This is a genomic window from Marinagarivorans algicola (assembly GCF_001292705.1).
In the GTDB taxonomy this organism is placed as follows: Bacteria; Pseudomonadota; Gammaproteobacteria; order Pseudomonadales; family Cellvibrionaceae; genus Marinagarivorans; species Marinagarivorans algicola.
Genome location: NZ_LGAK01000001.1, coordinates 1 through 17,110, shown reverse-complemented (window position 1 = coordinate 17,110; position 17,110 = coordinate 1). Strand labels below are relative to the sequence as shown.

Sequence of the window (17,110 nt, the reverse complement as noted above, 5' to 3'; positions counted from 1 at the left end):
TAATAAAGGTAGGGGCAAATATGCTGCCATTCTACCAGAACTCACGCCCGCAAGCCCTACCGCATATCTAAACAAAAAAACAGCTAAAACATTATAAAACTTGGGGGTTTAGCGATAAACTGGGCTGGCTCGCAAACTGCGTTAAAAGGGGCAAGGGCTGAGCCCAGCTACAGCCGTGCCCTTAGTGGGGTGCGTAAAATTAAGTGTATGGGCATGCAACAACAGCCGCGGCGCCATCGCCTGGCTACGCTCATTGCGATACAAATCGCAGCCTAATATCGGGTGCCCAAAGGCCATGCTGTGAATACGCAACTGGTGCGTACGGCCCGTTAACGGCGTAAAGCAAACTTTGGTGCGCGCAGGATTTTGTAGCCGCGCCACAACGTGATACTCGCTGATGGCCGCCTTACCCGTTGCCGCACAGAGGGTTTGCTTTGGAAAATGGGCGGGGTCTTTGGCAATGGCATATCGTATATCACCATAGTCACGGTCCAGCGTGCCATCGAGTATCGCCACATACGTTTTACTCACGGTACGCGCTTGAAACTGCCGCGTAATAGTCGCATTAGCCCTTCTATTTAGCGCCACCAACATAATGCCCGATGTGCCAAAATCAAGTCGATGCGCCAACGCCGCCTCTGGGTAAGCCCGCGCGCCCTGCCCCACTAAACGCCCTTGTGTTAAACGGTAATGCACCGAGTCTTTATTTAACGGGTTTTTGCCCGATAAACTCAGTAAGCCACTGGGCTTATCGATCAATAAAATATCATCATCATAATAAAGAATACGAAGCTCATCATGGCAAGGCGGAGCAATAAAATTATCAACAATTGGCGTAGGCATCTGTTTTTTTTGGGGTTATCAATGAACCACACATTATCACACGCTAAAAAGGCGGGGATGTATTACTTTCAAAAACAAATGATGCACAACTCACAGGTACTATGATTAGACACCAATGGGGTATTGAACTTAACGACATCACTTTAACGATGTGCATGCATTACACATTAAAAGCCAATAAAGCCCACAATTCAGGAGTTACTAGTGTGACAAGTAGCATGAGGTTGATAACAACCGTAAACCAAAAAACAATTCTAAAACGTATTTTTTGGGTTTTGTGTCTAAAAGATTGCTGGGCGAGCATGGCGCCGGGCCAGCCCCCTAACACTGCACACAAGTGTAGTGTGTTTTCGGGGATACGCCATTGGTTGTTAATGGCAGCCCGCTTATCCTTCCAGTACAGCACATAAGCCATAAGGCTTAATAGCGCATAAACGTAAAGAGCCGCATAATTTAGCTCTGCCCATAAAGTGGCATACGCTAAAAAGCCCACCAAAATAAAAATAGCTGCCGCGTTTATTTTTTTTGTCATGGTTTTAAGTGTTTAAAAAAAGACTTTGTGCCGGCCATATCTATTTTATGGTTGGTTAATTTTTTGATGCCAATCAGATTTAAAACCCAGTAGTAGTATGGCCTCGACCACTACAAATAGTGGCCCAATAATTAAACCGCGCATATCATCCATAAAGGCCGGTTTTTTACCTTCAAAATAATGCCCTATAAATTGCAGTAACCAACCTACAGCAAATAGCCCTACGCCCAGCAATAGCCATTGCATGGTGGGCAATTGTGCGGCCGCTATGCCTAGCCATACCGCAACTAACAGCAAAGCCCCCATAAACAACCCCAACAATAGATGTAAGCGCACATAAAAAATAGTGCAAAAAACAACTAATACAAGCGCTGGTGTTATCGCCACATCGGCCAGCAACAAGCTTGGGCGAGATAGCAAAATAGCCACAGCAATCACGATCATAGGAATACCCATAAAATGAGTGGCAACATTACGCCGATCTTGATGATATTTTGCGTATTGCGATAAATGCTTAAATAGTGCGCTATTCATTGACTCAGCCATAATGCATGCTCTCTATTGAAGTAATAAACCCTCTTGTGAGTCAAGACGGTATTTTATGAAAACTGAAACTGATAATACAAGAAGACCTATAAAAAATGTAACTATTCAGAGGTCCGGAAATCGGGCGCTAATGAATCATTTGCTGGGCCGCTCAAGCCATCCATAGTCGCTATATAAGCGCTTTCGGCGCTTAAATGCCCAGAAAATAACCCATCAGCACCCTGTTGAGAGATTTTTTTTGGTTCGGCTGAATAGTTACTAAAAAATATAAAAAAAATGCCTACAGGTTAAACCAGTAGGCATTTTTAAACATGTGCAATACTAAACGTTACAGCGCGGCTAACAACTGATTCAATGTTGTACTTGGACGCATAGCTTGGCTCACTTTTTGAGCGTCGGGACGATAGTAGCCACCTAAGACTTGCGCACTACCTTGGGCAGCAATTAACTCGCCAACAATCACTTGCTCTTGGCTAAGTAGCGCACTCGCCAACGGTGCAAATTTCGCTTGCAAAGCAGCATCGTCGGTTTGTGCCGCTAGCGCTTCTGCCCAGTACATGGCCAAGTAAAAATGGCTACCACGGTTATCAATAGAGCCCAATTTACGCGCTGGTGACTTATCGTTATCTAAAAATTTAGCCGTTGCGACATCCAGCGCTTTTGCTAAAATTTTGGCCTGGCCATTGCCTGCCACTTCACTGTAATGCTCGAGCGAAGGCGACAACGCCAAAAACTCACCCAGTGAATCCCAACGCAAGTAGCCTTCTTTTTCGAACTGCTGTACATGCTTCGGCGCCGAACCACCAGCACCGGTTTCAAACAAACCGCCGCCGTTCATTAAGGGCACAATCGATAACATTTTAGCCGATGTACCTAACTCCAAAATAGGGAATAAATCGGTTAAGTAATCGCGTAATACATTACCTGTCACCGAGATAGTTTCTAAGCCTTGCTTGACGCGCGCTAGGGTGTACAAGGTGGCATCAACCGGCGCCATGATATGTATTTCTAGACCGCTGGTATCGTGCTCGGCTAAATAGGTATTCACCTTTTTAATTAACTCAGCATCGTGTGCGCGATTTTCATCTAACCAAAATATCGAAGGCGAACCCGTTGCTCGTGCGCGATTAACCGCTAATTTAACCCAGTCTTTAATGGGTGCATCTTTGGTTTGGCACATCCGGAAGATATCGCCAGCTTCAACGCTTTGCTCAAGCAAAACCTTACCGCTGCCATCAACGGCGCGAATCGTACCGGCGCCTTCGGCTTCAAAGGTTTTATCATGCGAGCCATATTCTTCGGCTTTTTGGGCCATTAAGCCCACGTTAGGTACGGTACCCATAGTGGTTGGGTCAAAGGCGCCGTGCTCTTTACAAAAATCAAATACCGCTTGGTAAACACCGGCATAACAACGATCAGGGATCAGGCACTTGGTATCTTTTGGCTTGCCATCGGCGCCCCACATTCTGCCCGAGCTACGCAACATGGCCGGCATAGAAGCATCGATAATGACATCGCTAGGCACATGCAAGTTGGTGATGCCTTTATCAGAATCCACCATAGCCTGCTCTGGCTGTACGCTGTAAACCGCTTCAAGATCGGCTTCTATTTGTGTGCGCTGCGCTGCGGGTAAGGTTTGTATTTTGTTGTATACATCACCAATACCATTGTTGGTGCTAACACCAAGATCGGCAAAGGTTTGCGCGTGCTTATCGAAAACGCTTTTGTAGTACACCGCTACAGCATGGCCAAAAATAATAGGGTCAGACACCTTCATCATGGTGGCTTTTAAATGCAGTGAAAACAAAACATCTTCGGCTTTGGCGGCAACAATTTGCTCTTCAATAAAAGCCACTAATGCTTTTTTGCTCATAACGCTAGAGTCTAGTACCTCACCAGCAAGTAAAGGCGCAGCTTGCTTTAATACTTTTACACTGCCATCGGCAGCGACAAATTCAATGTGAAAAGTATTGGCTTCGTTGAGGGTGATAGACGTTTCGCTACCATAAAAATCACCGCCACTCATACTAGCAACGTGTGACTTGCTAGTCGCACTCCACGCGCCCATTGAATGCGGATGTTTGCGGGCGTAGGCTTTAACAGGGACTGGCGCGCGGCGATCAGAGTTACCTTCGCGCAATACGGGGTTTACTGCGCTGCCTTTGATTTTATCGTAACGTGACTGAATCGATTTTTCTTCGTCGGTTTTTGGCTCTTCTGGGTAGTCGGGTAATGCATAGCCTTGCGCTTGCAGCTCTTTAATGGCTTCTTTAAGTTGCGGCACAGAGGCTGAGATATTAGGCAGCTTGATAATATTCGCTTCGGGAGTTTTGGCTAACTCACCGAGCTCAGCCAGAGCATCGCTTTGGCGCTGCTCTTCTTGCAAAAACTCAGGGAAGCAGGCCAAGATACGAGCCGCTAATGAAATGTCTTTTAGCTCCACTTCAATATTTGCGGCGCCAGTGAAGGCTTGAACAATGGGTAAAAACGAGTAAGTGGCAAGCGCGGGGGCTTCGTCGGTTTCGGTATAAATAATCTTATAATCGGACATTCAATTAACCTGCCTTAGAGGAGTATCTGCAAAATGTATGGCTCACGCATTGCGTACACTAACAATCGTTAACATAACAGTGAGCACAGGTGAAAACGGGCGCAATTATAACAGCTCAGCAAGCTCCTTAACAGTAAAGGAATTTCAGCTCATTAAAGCTGAAATTTAGCGCTTTTAATTACATTTCGATGCAAATAGCAACATAATTTATTAGACCTTAGAGAGGGCCACAACAATATGGGCGCGCCCAGCACCTTTTAATAACGCGATTAAAACACTAAACGGTTAGGGGTACCTAACTTAAGAACTGCAACAATTATTTAAGAGCGGCACAATAACCTAATAACCGCGATAGTCAGGGACTGCCGTCAGCTAGAGACTACCGTCACCTGCAAACCATGCTACACTCGCTGCTTATTGACTCTCAAAAATACAAACCATGCTAAAACGTTTACTGAAGCTTTTATCGCCGTCTAGCAGCGCTGCATCTGCTGGCAATCACACTATGACAGCCACACGCAGCGATCACCATGTGTCATTGCATGGGCTCAGCCCTAATGCGGTGAAAGTCTGCCAGTCACTGCAACAAGCAGGCTACCAAGCTTATATTGTCGGTGGCGGTGTGCGCGATAGCCTATTAGAAGCCAAGCCAAAAGACTTTGATGTTGCCACCGATGCAACACCCGAGCAGGTGCGCCAAGTCTTTCGCAGCTCGCGCATTATTGGGCGCCGCTTTAAAATTGTGCATGTGCGTTTTGGCCGCGAGATTATTGAGGTCACAACTTTTCGTGGCAGCCACCAAACAGGTAAACCGCATAACGCTGTGCAGTCAGAGCAAGGCTTACTATTGCGCGATAACGTATATGGCGACCTAGAATCGGATGCTCTGCGCCGTGACTTTACGATTAACGCCCTCTATTATGATCCCATCAGCGAAACCTTAATTGACTTCACACATGGCCTTGAAGATATAAAATCGCGCACGTTGCGCATTATTGGCAATGCTAGCGATCGCTATCGCGAAGACCCTGTTCGCATGCTGCGCGCTGCGCGCTTTGCCGCTAAATTAGCCTTTAAGCTAGAACCTGCAACCGCCCAACCCATTTTATCGCTTGGTGAGTTGCTCGATCATATCCCCGCCGCCAGACTCTTTGAAGAAGTACTGAAATTAATGCTCGGAGGATCGGCAACGGCCACTTACAATAGTCTGCGAGAATACAACCTACTGACTCACTTATTTCCAGGCGCTACACCTTTAATCAATGACAGTGAGTTTAATCAAAAGATGATTGAGCTTGTGTGCGTCAATACCGACAAGCGCATTCGCCAAGGCAAACGCGTGACGCCAGCGTTTATTTTTGCTGTATTTTTATGGCTACCATTACAAGCAGAAATTAAACGCTTACTGGCTGAGGGTATGAAAATAGGCGATGCGAGAAATGCCGCCGTTGCCAGCGTTATCAGCCAACAACTGACACGCACTTCGATTCCTAAGCGCTTTACCTTACCTATGCGCGACATCTGGTATTTACAGCATGTGCTGGCTACGCGCCCAGGCAAGCGCTGTTTTGGCGCGCTCGAGCATCAACGCTTTCGCGCCGCCTATGACTTTTTATTATTGCGCGAAGACGCCGGCGAAGATTTTAACGGCGCAGGCCGCTGGTGGACGGAGTTTCAATTTGCTGATGAAGCTCATCAACAAACCATGGTAGAAGCGCTCAATACCCAACAAACCAGTAATAAGCCCAAGCGCAAACCGCGTCGGCGCAAACCCAAAAAAGATCACTCCACTCACGACAATAGTCCACCGCCCGCTAGCGATTAACTATGTTAAATACTGTGTATATTGGTTTAGGCAGCAACCTAGATCAACCCTTGCAGCAAGTCACTCAAGCACTCGAAGAAATCAATGCCATCACAGGTACCACACTCGTGAGCCACTCACCTTGGTACAAAAGTACTGCTGTAGGACCCATTCAGCCGGACTTTATTAATGGCGTCGCCAAAGCGCATACCTCACTCGATGCCCATCGCTTTTTAACAGCACTACAAGCTATAGAGCAAGCGCACCAGCGCGTACGCAAAGAGCACTGGGGGCCGCGCACTTTAGATTTAGATATTTTGTTGTGGAACAACGACACTATCGCGACCGAGCGCTTAACAGTGCCGCATGCATTTATGACAGAGCGCGGCTTTGTATTGCTGCCGCTTAATGATATTGCCAGCGAGCTTAGCTTGCCTAACGGTACCCCCCTCAAAGCGCTGGTACAACAATGCGATCAAACAGGTATCGAGCAAATTTAATGCGCATTGACTCGACACTTTTTATTGGCTTTTAATCTTAAGAATAATAGCGATAATTTCATATTTAATCGCTTGGCTTTTTTCTTTATTGCGGAGCGCCCTAATGGCTTACCTACAAGACCCACTCGTTAAACCCGTGACTATTCACACTCTTCAAAAACTTAAGGCCCAAGGTGAAAAATTTACCTGTGTTGCCCTGTATGATGCCCCCATGGCGGCGATGGCAGAGCAAACCGGCGTAGAGACCGTATTAGTTGGCGATAGCCTTGGGATGACTGTTTTAGGGTATGACTCTACCCTACCTGTGACGATGGAGCATATGCTTTATCATGTGGAGGCAGTTGCACGCGGCAATAAAAAATCGCTCATTTTAGGCGATATGCCCTTTATGAGCTATGCCACCGTTGAGCTCGCCATGCACAATGCCATGCGCATTATGCAAGCCGGTGCCCATATGGTCAAAATGGAAGGTGGGCAATGGTTAGCTCCCACAGTAACCATGCTAGCAGAGCGCGGTATTCCCGTGTGCGCACACTTAGGGCTCACCCCGCAATCGGTGAATAAACTCGGCGGTTTTAAAGTGCAAGGGCGCACACAAAAACAAGCCCAAACGCTCTTAAATGATGCCCAAGCCTTGGCCCAAGCTGGCGCCGACTTATTAGTGTTAGAGTGCGTTCCAAGCGAGCTGGCCAAGCAAATCAGTGAAGCGGTGGCCACCCCCGTAATTGGCATTGGCGCAGGCAAAGATACCGACGCACAGGTGTTGGTAGTCAACGATATTTTAGGGCTTACGCCTAAACCCCCAAAGTTCAGCAAAAACTTTTTAGTCGAAGCCGGGGATATAGCCGGGGCACTAACCCAGTACGTCGGTGATGTCAAAGCCGGTATTTTCCCTGCGGCTGAGCACGGCTTTGAATAACGGCACATCGGCTATGCATACCTAAACTTATGCACACCTAGGCCTATACACACCTAGCATCATAAAGCGCTCGCCAATGCGGGCATTTTATGATGGCGCAGCTATTCAGCCTAGCTGAAAAAGCTCGTCTCTCTTATGATTTAAGCTTATCGGTACTAATAACACCCGCAGCAGCAAGCTGCTCTAGCATCAGCGCACTTTTTGCTTTAAAGGCATCGCGCAATAGCCGCATAGCCGGCGTAATCGATTGACGACTCGGGCATATAAGCCATAGCTCTGAGGTACGTGGTGTAAAGTGCGGCAAGACATTGACCACTCGACCCGCGAGCAAATCAGCGCACATATCAAGACACGACTTCACGGCAACCCCTTTACCGGCCACACACCATCGTCGCACCAAGTCACCATCATTACTGGCGCGATTACCCCGCATTTTGACCGTATATTCTTCGCCTTCACGGGTAAAAGCCCACACGTTATAAATGACATCGTGCAGCTGATAAAACAACCCGTTGTGCGTGGCCAAATCGTGCGGGTGCGCAGGGGTACCTTGCTGCGCCAAATACGCTTGCGTGGCGCACAACACGCCCGGTACATCGCAAATTTTAAAGCCGTACAGGTTAGAATCTTTAGGAGGTCCGTAGCGCAGCGCCATATCCACCGAATCGCGATAAAAATCGATGGTGCTATCGCTGATTGTGGCTTTTAAACTAATGTGAGGGTGCGCATCCATAAAGTCATCCAACCAGGGCATTACCACATTGCGCCCCAAATCAGACGACAGTGACAAGCGCACTTCACCTTCAACTTTACCGTCGCTACCGCACATAGCTTGCTTAGCCTGATCCAATAGGAGCAATGCTTTTTCGCACTCGGGTAAATAGCGCTCGCCAGCACTCGACAACCTAATTTGGCGGGTTGTACGAATAAATAACTCAGCCCCTAAGGCCGCCTCTGCACGCTTAAGGGCGGCACTCGCCGTGGCCATACGCATATCTAAATGCGCGGCCGCTTTTGTAATGCTGCGAAACTCGGCAACTTTAAGAACAACTTGCAGGTCTTCTAATAGCACTTTGCTCATCTCACATACGGTTTAATAATATTCAAGACTGTTAATCATAAGGCATTCAGTTATTATCAAATATAATTTGATAATTATTCAAAGATTACACTATTTATTATATTAACAACACCGCCTAATATACTCACAAGCCAACCACATTCACCCACACTCACGAGTCATCATTATGAGCACAGCAACGACGTCATCAAGCAACACCATGAAAGCCATCGGCTACACCCAGTCACTGCCTATTAGTGATGCATCCTCACTCTTGGACGTAGAGGTTGCCCAGCCTATTGCTACCGGCCGCGATTTACTGGTTAAAGTCAAAGCCATTGCCGTTAACCCCGTCGATTACAAAATTCGCCAAAACATGCCCCCCGCTATCGGCGAAACAAAAATTATTGGCTGGGATGCTGTTGGCGAAGTGATTGCCACTGGTGCAGCTGCTAGTCACTTTAAGCCTGGCGACACTGTATTTTATGCTGGCGACCTTAACCGCCAAGGCAGTAATGCTGAGTACCAATTGGTTGACGAGCGCATTGTAGGGCACAAACCCAAAAGCCTAGCGGATGCCGAAGCCGCAGCCTTGCCGCTCACCACAATTACCGCATGGGAGCTATTATTTGACCATTTAGCCATCGAACAGCAAGCACCCGAGGCCACGACAACAACACAGGAAGTACTACTGGTCATTGGCGCAGCCGGTGGTGTTGGCTCTATATTATTACAGTTAGCCAAAGCTATTACAGGTGCTACCGTGATTGCTACCGCGTCACGCCCTAGCTCACAAGCCTGGGTTAAAGCACTAGGCGCCGACCATGTTGTTGACCACTCTAAGCCTTTGCAGCCACAAATTGAAGCGCTCGGTTTAGGTCAAGTCACCCATATCGCCAGCCTAAACAGTACAGAGTATTACTACGATACCTATATCGAGCTCTTAGCACCTTTTGGCAAAATCGCTATGATTGACGACCCCAAAGCACCTCTAGAGGTGATGAAACTAAAGCCTAAAAGTTTATCGCTACATATTGAATTTATGTTTGCCCGCTCAATGTTTAATGCCGCCGACATTCAAAGCCAAAGCGAGCTACTCAACCAAGTCTCGAGCCTTGTTGATCAAGGTTTTATTAAAACAACCATCGGCAAAAATTTAGGGGCTATCAACGCCAAGAACCTGCGAGCCGCTCACGAGATACTCGAGTCGGGCCAATCAATCGGCAAGCTAGTACTAGAAGGCTTTTAAACCCCTCAGGCGTCATTCACTTAAGTAGAACACGGCGTCTACCTTCATCAGTGCTTGGCCTATGCTGACACTGACAAGTGCTCACTACAGATGCAATGAAAGCGCTTCCATTTTAGCGGGGTCATTATCCACAAAGCGTACCACCACTTTAATGCCTCGGCTGGCAGCATTGGGCTCTACCGCTTGCACGCTATGAATGTAAGCATTAATAGTGGCAATTAATTGCTCGTTTTTATCCGCTAAGTCAACAACCGCCTGATCAAAAACGCAGGGTATTTGATCAGGTCGTACCAAAAACACTCCTAACGCCTGCAAAGAAGCCTCGCGTACCGCGCACTCCAAAGGCGCTTTGCCAGCCAAACGTAAGACTGCTCTGCCCTCAAAATTGCCTCCTTTTGCTTTTTTGGCCGCAGGCTTGACCTTTGGCTCAGCGCTTGCTGCCTGTGGACTAGCAAATGGGTTAACCACGGCCGGTTTGGCTTTGGGCTTGGTCGCGCCGTTGGTTAATAACGACAGGGAGTCTTGTTGTACTTTTTTGTCGGGATCGCCGCCAGGCTTTAAGCTGATATTCAACTTTTTAAGTTGTTTAGCAACTTTGCGGATCAGCTCTTCGGGGGTAAAAGGCTTAGAGATGTAATCGTTAACCCCTGCCTGCACCGCTGCCATAACATGCTCGCGGTCACCACGACTGGTAATCATAATGAAAGGTGTTTTGGGTGTGGGGGACTCTTCTCGCAACCACTGGAGTAGCTCTTCACCACTGAGTTCTGGCATCTCCCAATCCGACAAAATAAGATCAGGCTGTTTTTGCTTGATAATCACTCGGGCGCGAGCGCCATCGGGCGCCTCTAATAGCTCCACACCCTGCACCATTGTACGAAGGGTACGCTTAATCATATCGCGCACAAAAGTAGCATCATCAGCCACCATAATTTTTACCGGCATTACAGACCTCTTTCATTCAAGTCTCAAAAATCTCAGCCGCACCCATTCCAGCGGGTGAACCTCTCTTTTAGGTTAGCTGGTTTTTGCTTGCAAGCGCCCTTGGCACAAACAATATAAAGACTTAAATAATCTTGTAGGCGTATTTTATATACCGAAATTGACATGCGACGCACCCACTAAAGCAGAGCATGGATTTTTATTGCGTCAAAAATTCGATGAGAGATTGCGTATGAGCGGTCAGAGAAACTAACCGAAGGTTATGCGGCGCATAGAGCTTACATAGAACTGTGGACAAAATCTATGCACAGAACCTATTAGAGCCTATTAGAACCTATACAAGAGCCAGCTTGGCATACAGCCAAGCGTGCATGTTTTTGTGGTAGTGGTAAAGGCAGCCCAAAGGCCGCCTTTTAAAACATCAAGGTGTTACTAAGGCATGGTCACCGTAAAGGTTTTCACCTCATTATCTAAATTATACGCACTGGTCGTATTATCGGCGTCATAGGTGACAAAGTCCAACTCGACAGCCTCTATACCTTCTCTTTTGAGTACCGCGGCACTGATGGTAAATGTAAAGCTACCCTCTACAATATTGTTACCCGTCGCCGGGTTAGGCTCTATAATTTTATCCACCTCTGGAAAATCATAAAAGCTCTCTTCTGCGGTATCGGTAGCTCGGTAGCCTCTTAACTCTATACCAAATTTTTCGTCAGGCCGCGGCTCTGTTAATCGGTATTTATAATCGAGTGTAATGCCAGTATCTTGCTCGCTCGAAAGTGTAGTGGGCACAGTATTTTTAAGCGCGGTTTCAAAGAGTCCCGAGTAACAGCTGCTAGGCATAGCCTCTACTTTTTCATGCGTTTCGATAAAGATATCCTCAGGCTCTTCCTCTCCTACATCAGCCGTTTTTAGTAAATCACCGTCAAAGCTAAAAGAGAGTGCTCTTTTTTCATTGTCAAAACGACTTTTGTAGTGATAACTGATGCGCCCCTCTTCATTTATCGCCTCCTCGAACATCGCCGAAAATGCGTACTCAAAAAAGTCACAATGATAATACGAGACAACGCCATCATCACCAATAACCACCACTTGATCTTGGTAATCCTCACTAGCTACATCTTCTGGGTCTTGAATAGTCAGCCAAATGCCACTAAATTCACTTTTAGGCCCTTGGCTACTACTGGAGCCGTCGCTACTTGTAGAGCCTTGACTACTAGAATATTGACTACTGATATCTTGACTACTGGCACCTTGACTACTGGGTGTCGGTGAAGACTTAGAATCACTCCCACAGCCACTCATAAATAAAGTCGCCAAAGCCGTTGCCGTCGCTAAAGTCATTTTTTTATTCAAACACATTAAATATTCTCTTATGAAGTTATTGATCAAGAATCAAAGATAACATAGCAATTAATCATAAAAAAATGCTATTTCATAAAATGTGCGCTAATTTTAAACAAAAAAGGCACACTTTTAACCTCATATTTTTAATGCTTCACCGACACTACCTACCCTTATAAACTGTTTATGGCCTGCTTATCAAAAAAGGCGTCATAAGAATCTTTTAGGCGCCAATTAATTTATTTATGTATACTGGACCTAAGCGCTGATGCACCCATATTGAGCAAAAAAAGGGATCACCGTGACTTTATTTAAGCCTCTAAGTTACGCGTAAACACCCATTTATGAGCTGTAGACTCTGCGGCGCTAAAGCCATAACCGGCCACATCAAATGCTTTGAGTTGCTCGGGCTTGGTAATGGCGTTTTTAATGCAATAGGCACTCATTAAACCGCGTGCTTTTTTGGCATAAAAGCTGATGATTTTGTATTGGCCATTTTTATAATCTTTAAAAACAGGCTCAATAATATCGGCATTTAATTGCTTAACTTTTACCGCTTTAAAATATTCGGTAGAGGCTAAATTAACCACGGTATTACTGCCTTGCTTTTTCAGCTCAGCATTTAATGCATCGGTAATCATGGTACCCCAAAAAGCATATAAATCTTTGCCGCGATTATTGGCAAATTTAGTACCCATCTCTAAGCGATAAGCTTGTATCAAATCGAGCGGGCGCAACAGACCATAAAGACCGGACAAAATGCGTAAATGCTTTTGGGCAAAAGCAAAGTCATCACCGCTAAAGTTAGCGGCATCTAAACCTTGGTATACATCACCATTAAAGGTTAATACCGCAGGGCGCGCATTACTGAGTGTGAAGGGCTGCTGCCACGCTTGAAACCGCTCGTAATTGAGGGTCCCTAACTTGTCTGACAGTTTCATGAGTGTACATATATCGTGTGGCGCCAAGGACTGCAATTGCTTAATGAGCGTTGCGGCCTCGCTTAACAGTGCCGGCTGAGTGGCTTTAACGTTAGGTAGCTCGCTAGTTTCGTCTAAATTTTTTGCGGGGGATATAACCAGTAACACGCTGTGACCTTTTATTGAAGTACAAGTAAATATTGACGTAAAAGTCAATCCGAAAAGACTCGATTATTGCGGTTTAAGAATCTCTTGCCACCAATTGAGTGGCGTTTCGCCGTCTTCTTCACTGTAAACATTACCGTATAACCACACACTACCATCGTGCATAGCTGCATTTAAAATAGCTTCTATTTTGTCAAAGCCACAACTCACATGAATGGTAAACACCAACATACGCGGGGTTTCTATATCTAAATCGCCCCCTAGCTTTTCAAGCTCTGGCGTTAAGCGCTCAGCCACAGCCGCAAGATCATTTTTGCTAAAGACTCGAATACACACATTACCACTGCGCTGGGTTAGCTCAAATTGGCCGCTTTGTTTGTTGAGCATTACCACATCGCCACCGGCCAAACCTTTAATAAACGCAGGCGAGCGCACTAGTTGACAAGCGTTATCCTCGCGCACATTCACCTGCAGCTTTTCAGCCACTTGTTTGCCATCGGGGCCAATACCCGCATACATTTCAATCACACTTAACGAAGACATAACACTCCCTACAGACGGTTTCAAAAAGCCTCCATTATACGGAATACGCCACTATAAGGGCGAGAAAACTGCGCAATACAAAAAATGTAGACTCACACACACTAAAAGAACTTTTGTTTACTCAGCGATTAGCAGTCCACTCTTTATAGCTCAACATCCAGCCTAGAGATCATCACATCATCTAGCTCAAGCCAAAATGCCTACTGCCTATCCGTGCCAGCTTCCGCAAGCACGTCGAAGGCGAAGCAGGCTTGATGGTTGCAGAAGGCGTCTTATACAAGCGCTAGGCATTTAATCACTCACACTTCAATTAAAATGTGGTGCCCAGCACCACATTCCCCTACCATAACGCCTTGATTATCACTACACATTTGAGGCGTTTTTTATGGTTCCTGCTTTGGCCATTACCGGCCTAACCAAAACTTACGGCAACGGCTTTACCGCACTAAAAGGCATCGACCTTACCGTCGAGCAAGGTGATTTTTTTGCACTACTGGGCCCCAATGGTGCCGGCAAGTCGACTACGATTGGCATTATTAGCTCACTCATCCAAAAAACCACTGGCAACGTGAGTGTTTTTGGCTGTAATACTGACACTCAATTTAGCCAAGCGAAACAGTATTTAGGCTTAGTGCCCCAAGAATTCAACTTTCACGTCTTCGAAAAAGTCTTTGATATTGTGGTTAACCAGGCAGGTTATTATGGCCTACCTAAATCACAAGCGGTTAGCCGTGCCAATGAGCTACTCAAACAACTCGATCTATGGGATAAACGCGATACACAAGCGCGTATGTTATCGGGTGGTATGAAGCGCCGCCTAATGATTGCCCGCGCGCTGGTACACAAACCTAAGCTGCTGGTGCTAGATGAGCCTACCGCTGGGGTAGATATTGAGCTAAGGCGCTCTATGTGGGAGTTTTTACAACGCATTAACCGTGAAGGCACTACCATTATTTTAACCACGCACTACCTCGAAGAAGCCGAGCAATTGTGCCGCAATATCGCCATCATTAATGACGGTAAAATTGCCGAAAACACCAATACCAAAGAGCTACTCAAGCGCTTAGATTGTGAAGTGTTTATTCTCGATTGCGACATACAGCCCAATACCCTTCCCCCACTGCATGGCTACACGTTGACACAAAGTGACGAAAATACCCTAGAGGTCGAAATTACAAAAGGGCAGTCATTAAACGCCGTCTTTAATCACTTATCGCAACATGCCATTAACATTACCAGTATGCGCAACAAAACCAATCGCCTAGAAGAGCTTTTTGTAAAACTTGTCAACAAAGGGACCGCATGAACATTCAGCAGTTATGGGTGGCTTACGCCACTTTAGTCCGCAAAGAAATCAAACGCTTTACCCGTATTTGGGTGCAAACCTTATTACCACCTGTTATCACTATGAGCTTGTATTTTATTATTTTTGGCAAGCTTATTGGCGAGCGTATAGGCGAGATGAGCGGCACGCCCTACATTACTTTTGTGGTGCCTGGGCTTGTGATGATGGCGGTTATTAACAACAGCTACTCTAACGTGGTGTCGTCTTTTTTTAGCGCCAAATTTAATCGCAGCATAGAAGAGCTGCAAGTTAGCCCTACACCCAGCAGTATTATTATTGCCGGCTATATTAGTGGCGGTGCACTGCGGGGCTTACTGATTGGTATTATTGTAACAACTGTTTCGTTCTTTTTTACCTCGGTCGCTATTCACAATGTGTTTATTACCTTGGTTGTGATTGTTTTAGCGGCCGTTTTATTTTCGCTCGCGGGTTTTATTAACGCGGTGTTTGCCAACAGCTTTGACGATATTAGTATTATCCCTACTTTTGTATTAACACCACTCACATATTTAGGCGGTGTTTTTTATTCTATCGATATGCTGCCAACATTTGGTCAGATTTTATCGCAATTTAACCCCATACTGTATTTAGTCAACAGCTTTAGATACGGCATATTAGGCATTAGCGACATCAATATAGGCGCCGCTATTACCGGTCTCTGCCTTATGGTTGTAGCCTTGTATGGCGTGTGCTGGTACTTATTAGAAAAAACCCATAAACTCAAACAGTAATAACAAACCTTAATCATACGAACTAAGTCATCAAATATTCAACAATGCCATTGCTGAGTAATTACATTGTTGAGCAATGGCATATAGTCCACTATTTTTAGTAAAAACACTATGACTGACACACAAGACACTAAAGAACATAATAATCGCTTTGGCCTAGAGCTGGCACTAGGCCAACAACAAGCCTACCAAGACCAATACAACCCCGCATTACTACAACCCATTGCACGCAGTATTTGCCGAGAGCATCTACCTTTGCAAGCATTGCCTAACCAGCAATTTAAAGGCGTTGATATATGGACAGGCTATGAACTGTCTTGGTTAGATGAAACAGGCAAGCCCTGTGCAGCGATTGCTGAATTTAGTGTGCCTGCCAATAGTCCTAATATTATTGAGTCAAAATCATTTAAATATTACTTAAATTCATTTAACCAAACACGCATTAACCAAACACAATTAGAAAAAACTCTGATTAACGATTTAACCCAAGCCGCTGGCCAACCTGTAGGACTGACGGTGATTAGATTAAATGATTATCAACACCCACCTACTTGCATTCAAGGTTTTACCTGCGTCGATGATTTAGCTCTCGCCAACCCCAGTTATATACCCAGTGCAGCACTATTACAGCCTATCGCATTAACCACCGACGATAGCGCAGCACCTCACACAAAAAAACAACAACTATTTAGCCATTTATTAAAAAGTAACTGCCCCGTCACGGGCCAACCTGATTGGGCCAGCGTATGGGTAGAAGTAGAAGGCGCAGCTATCACCCCTGAAAGCTTTTTGGCTTATATCGTAAGCTATCGCGGCCACCAAGATTTTCATGAAAACTGTGTAGAGCAAATGTACTGTGACTTATGGCAAACCCTAAAGCCTAGTAGTTTATGGGTGTATGCCCGCTACACTCGCCGCGGCGGCTTAGATATCAACCCATTTCGCAGCAGTCATAACCAGATACCACCAAGCATTAAAGGCGCAAGGCAATAACAGCTTTAATAAAAGACGCTCGATGACAATAGATAATAGATAAGGCAATGTGAGCTGAAAGAGTAATAATTGCTTTCATTTAGCATTGCCTTTTGTACCTAAAAACGCGTATTTAAGATCCTT

At 45.9% G+C, this 17,110-nt stretch carries 16 protein-coding genes; 7 read left to right on the top strand and 9 right to left on the bottom strand.

What is annotated here, in order from left to right; translation table 11 throughout:
* Positions 1 to 141: 141 nt before the first annotated feature.
* From AC438_RS00080 to AC438_RS00065, 4 genes are all read right to left on the bottom strand, one after another.
* Positions 142 to 843, bottom strand: a complete 702-nt coding sequence (locus AC438_RS00080; RefSeq protein WP_053979240.1) for an RluA family pseudouridine synthase — start codon at positions 841 to 843, stop codon at positions 142 to 144.
* A 160-nt stretch (positions 844 to 1,003) separates the two neighbouring features.
* A complete protein-coding gene (locus AC438_RS00075) occupies positions 1,004 to 1,375 on the bottom strand; it encodes a DUF1294 domain-containing protein (protein ID WP_082353780.1) in 372 nt (123 codons plus the stop codon).
* A gap of 45 nt (positions 1,376 to 1,420) precedes the next feature.
* Complete coding sequence (locus AC438_RS00070; RefSeq protein ID WP_202904679.1) at positions 1,421 to 1,921, bottom strand: Mpo1 family 2-hydroxy fatty acid dioxygenase; 501 nt, start codon at positions 1,919 to 1,921, stop codon at positions 1,421 to 1,423.
* Positions 1,922 to 2,249: 328 nt separating this feature from the next.
* Positions 2,250 to 4,472, bottom strand: coding sequence for an NADP-dependent isocitrate dehydrogenase (locus AC438_RS00065; protein WP_053979239.1), 2,223 nt, complete (start codon positions 4,470 to 4,472; stop codon positions 2,250 to 2,252).
* Between the two features lie 505 nt (positions 4,473 to 4,977).
* Here AC438_RS00065 and pcnB point away from each other — a divergent pair.
* The 3 genes from pcnB (at position 4,978) to panB (ending at position 7,695) form a co-directional block, all read left to right on the top strand.
* Positions 4,978 to 6,297, top strand: coding sequence for a polynucleotide adenylyltransferase PcnB (gene pcnB / locus AC438_RS00060; protein WP_238376286.1), 1,320 nt, complete (start codon positions 4,978 to 4,980; stop codon positions 6,295 to 6,297).
* Between the two features lie 2 nt (positions 6,298 to 6,299).
* Positions 6,300 to 6,776, top strand: a complete 477-nt coding sequence (folK, locus tag AC438_RS00055) for a 2-amino-4-hydroxy-6-hydroxymethyldihydropteridine diphosphokinase (protein ID WP_053979237.1) — start codon at positions 6,300 to 6,302, stop codon at positions 6,774 to 6,776.
* 103 nt (positions 6,777 to 6,879) lie between these two features.
* Entirely contained in the window at positions 6,880 to 7,695 is an 816-nt protein-coding gene (gene panB / locus AC438_RS00050; RefSeq protein WP_053979236.1) for a 3-methyl-2-oxobutanoate hydroxymethyltransferase, read from the top strand.
* Positions 7,696 to 7,828: 133 nt separating this feature from the next.
* On the opposite strand, the gene AC438_RS00045 is transcribed toward panB, so the two are convergent.
* Positions 7,829 to 8,776 carry a LysR family transcriptional regulator gene (locus AC438_RS00045; RefSeq protein ID WP_238376285.1) on the bottom strand — a complete coding sequence of 316 codons (948 nt, stop codon included), beginning with the start codon at positions 8,774 to 8,776 and terminating at the stop codon, positions 7,829 to 7,831.
* A gap of 166 nt (positions 8,777 to 8,942) precedes the next feature.
* On the opposite strand from AC438_RS00045, the gene AC438_RS00040 reads away from it, so the two are divergent.
* On the top strand, positions 8,943 to 10,004 hold the full coding sequence (locus AC438_RS00040) for a zinc-binding alcohol dehydrogenase family protein (RefSeq protein ID WP_476638767.1): 1,062 nt from the start codon (positions 8,943 to 8,945) through the stop codon (positions 10,002 to 10,004).
* Positions 10,005 to 10,088: 84 nt separating this feature from the next.
* On the opposite strand, the gene AC438_RS00035 is transcribed toward AC438_RS00040, so the two are convergent.
* From AC438_RS00035 to AC438_RS00020, 4 genes are all read right to left on the bottom strand, one after another.
* Entirely contained in the window at positions 10,089 to 10,949 is an 861-nt protein-coding gene (locus AC438_RS00035) for a response regulator (protein WP_053979234.1), read from the bottom strand.
* 429 nt (positions 10,950 to 11,378) lie between these two features.
* Positions 11,379 to 12,308 (bottom strand): hypothetical protein, encoded by a 930-nt coding sequence (locus AC438_RS00030; protein WP_053979233.1) that lies wholly within the window; start codon positions 12,306 to 12,308, stop codon positions 11,379 to 11,381.
* A gap of 293 nt (positions 12,309 to 12,601) precedes the next feature.
* A complete protein-coding gene (yaaA, locus tag AC438_RS00025) occupies positions 12,602 to 13,378 on the bottom strand; it encodes a peroxide stress protein YaaA (RefSeq protein WP_053979232.1) in 777 nt (258 codons plus the stop codon).
* Between the two features lie 63 nt (positions 13,379 to 13,441).
* Positions 13,442 to 13,918 (bottom strand): DUF4265 domain-containing protein, encoded by a 477-nt coding sequence (locus tag AC438_RS00020; RefSeq protein WP_053979231.1) that lies wholly within the window; start codon positions 13,916 to 13,918, stop codon positions 13,442 to 13,444.
* Positions 13,919 to 14,303: 385 nt separating this feature from the next.
* Here AC438_RS00020 and AC438_RS00015 point away from each other — a divergent pair, with 385 nt between their 5' ends.
* The 3 genes from AC438_RS00015 to queF all read left to right on the top strand — a co-directional run bounded on the left by AC438_RS00015 (position 14,304) and on the right by queF (position 16,987).
* Positions 14,304 to 15,224 (top strand): ABC transporter ATP-binding protein, encoded by a 921-nt coding sequence (locus AC438_RS00015; RefSeq protein ID WP_053979230.1) that lies wholly within the window; start codon positions 14,304 to 14,306, stop codon positions 15,222 to 15,224.
* On the top strand, positions 15,221 to 15,994 hold the full coding sequence (locus AC438_RS00010) for an ABC transporter permease (protein WP_053979229.1): 774 nt from the start codon (positions 15,221 to 15,223) through the stop codon (positions 15,992 to 15,994). Before AC438_RS00015 ends, AC438_RS00010 begins: the two co-directional genes overlap by 4 nt.
* Positions 15,995 to 16,105: 111 nt before the next feature.
* Positions 16,106 to 16,987: an NADPH-dependent 7-cyano-7-deazaguanine reductase QueF gene (gene queF, locus AC438_RS00005; protein ID WP_053979228.1), complete on the top strand. Its 882-nt coding sequence runs from the start codon at positions 16,106 to 16,108 to the stop codon at positions 16,985 to 16,987.
* Positions 16,988 to 17,110: the final 123 nt, after the last annotated feature.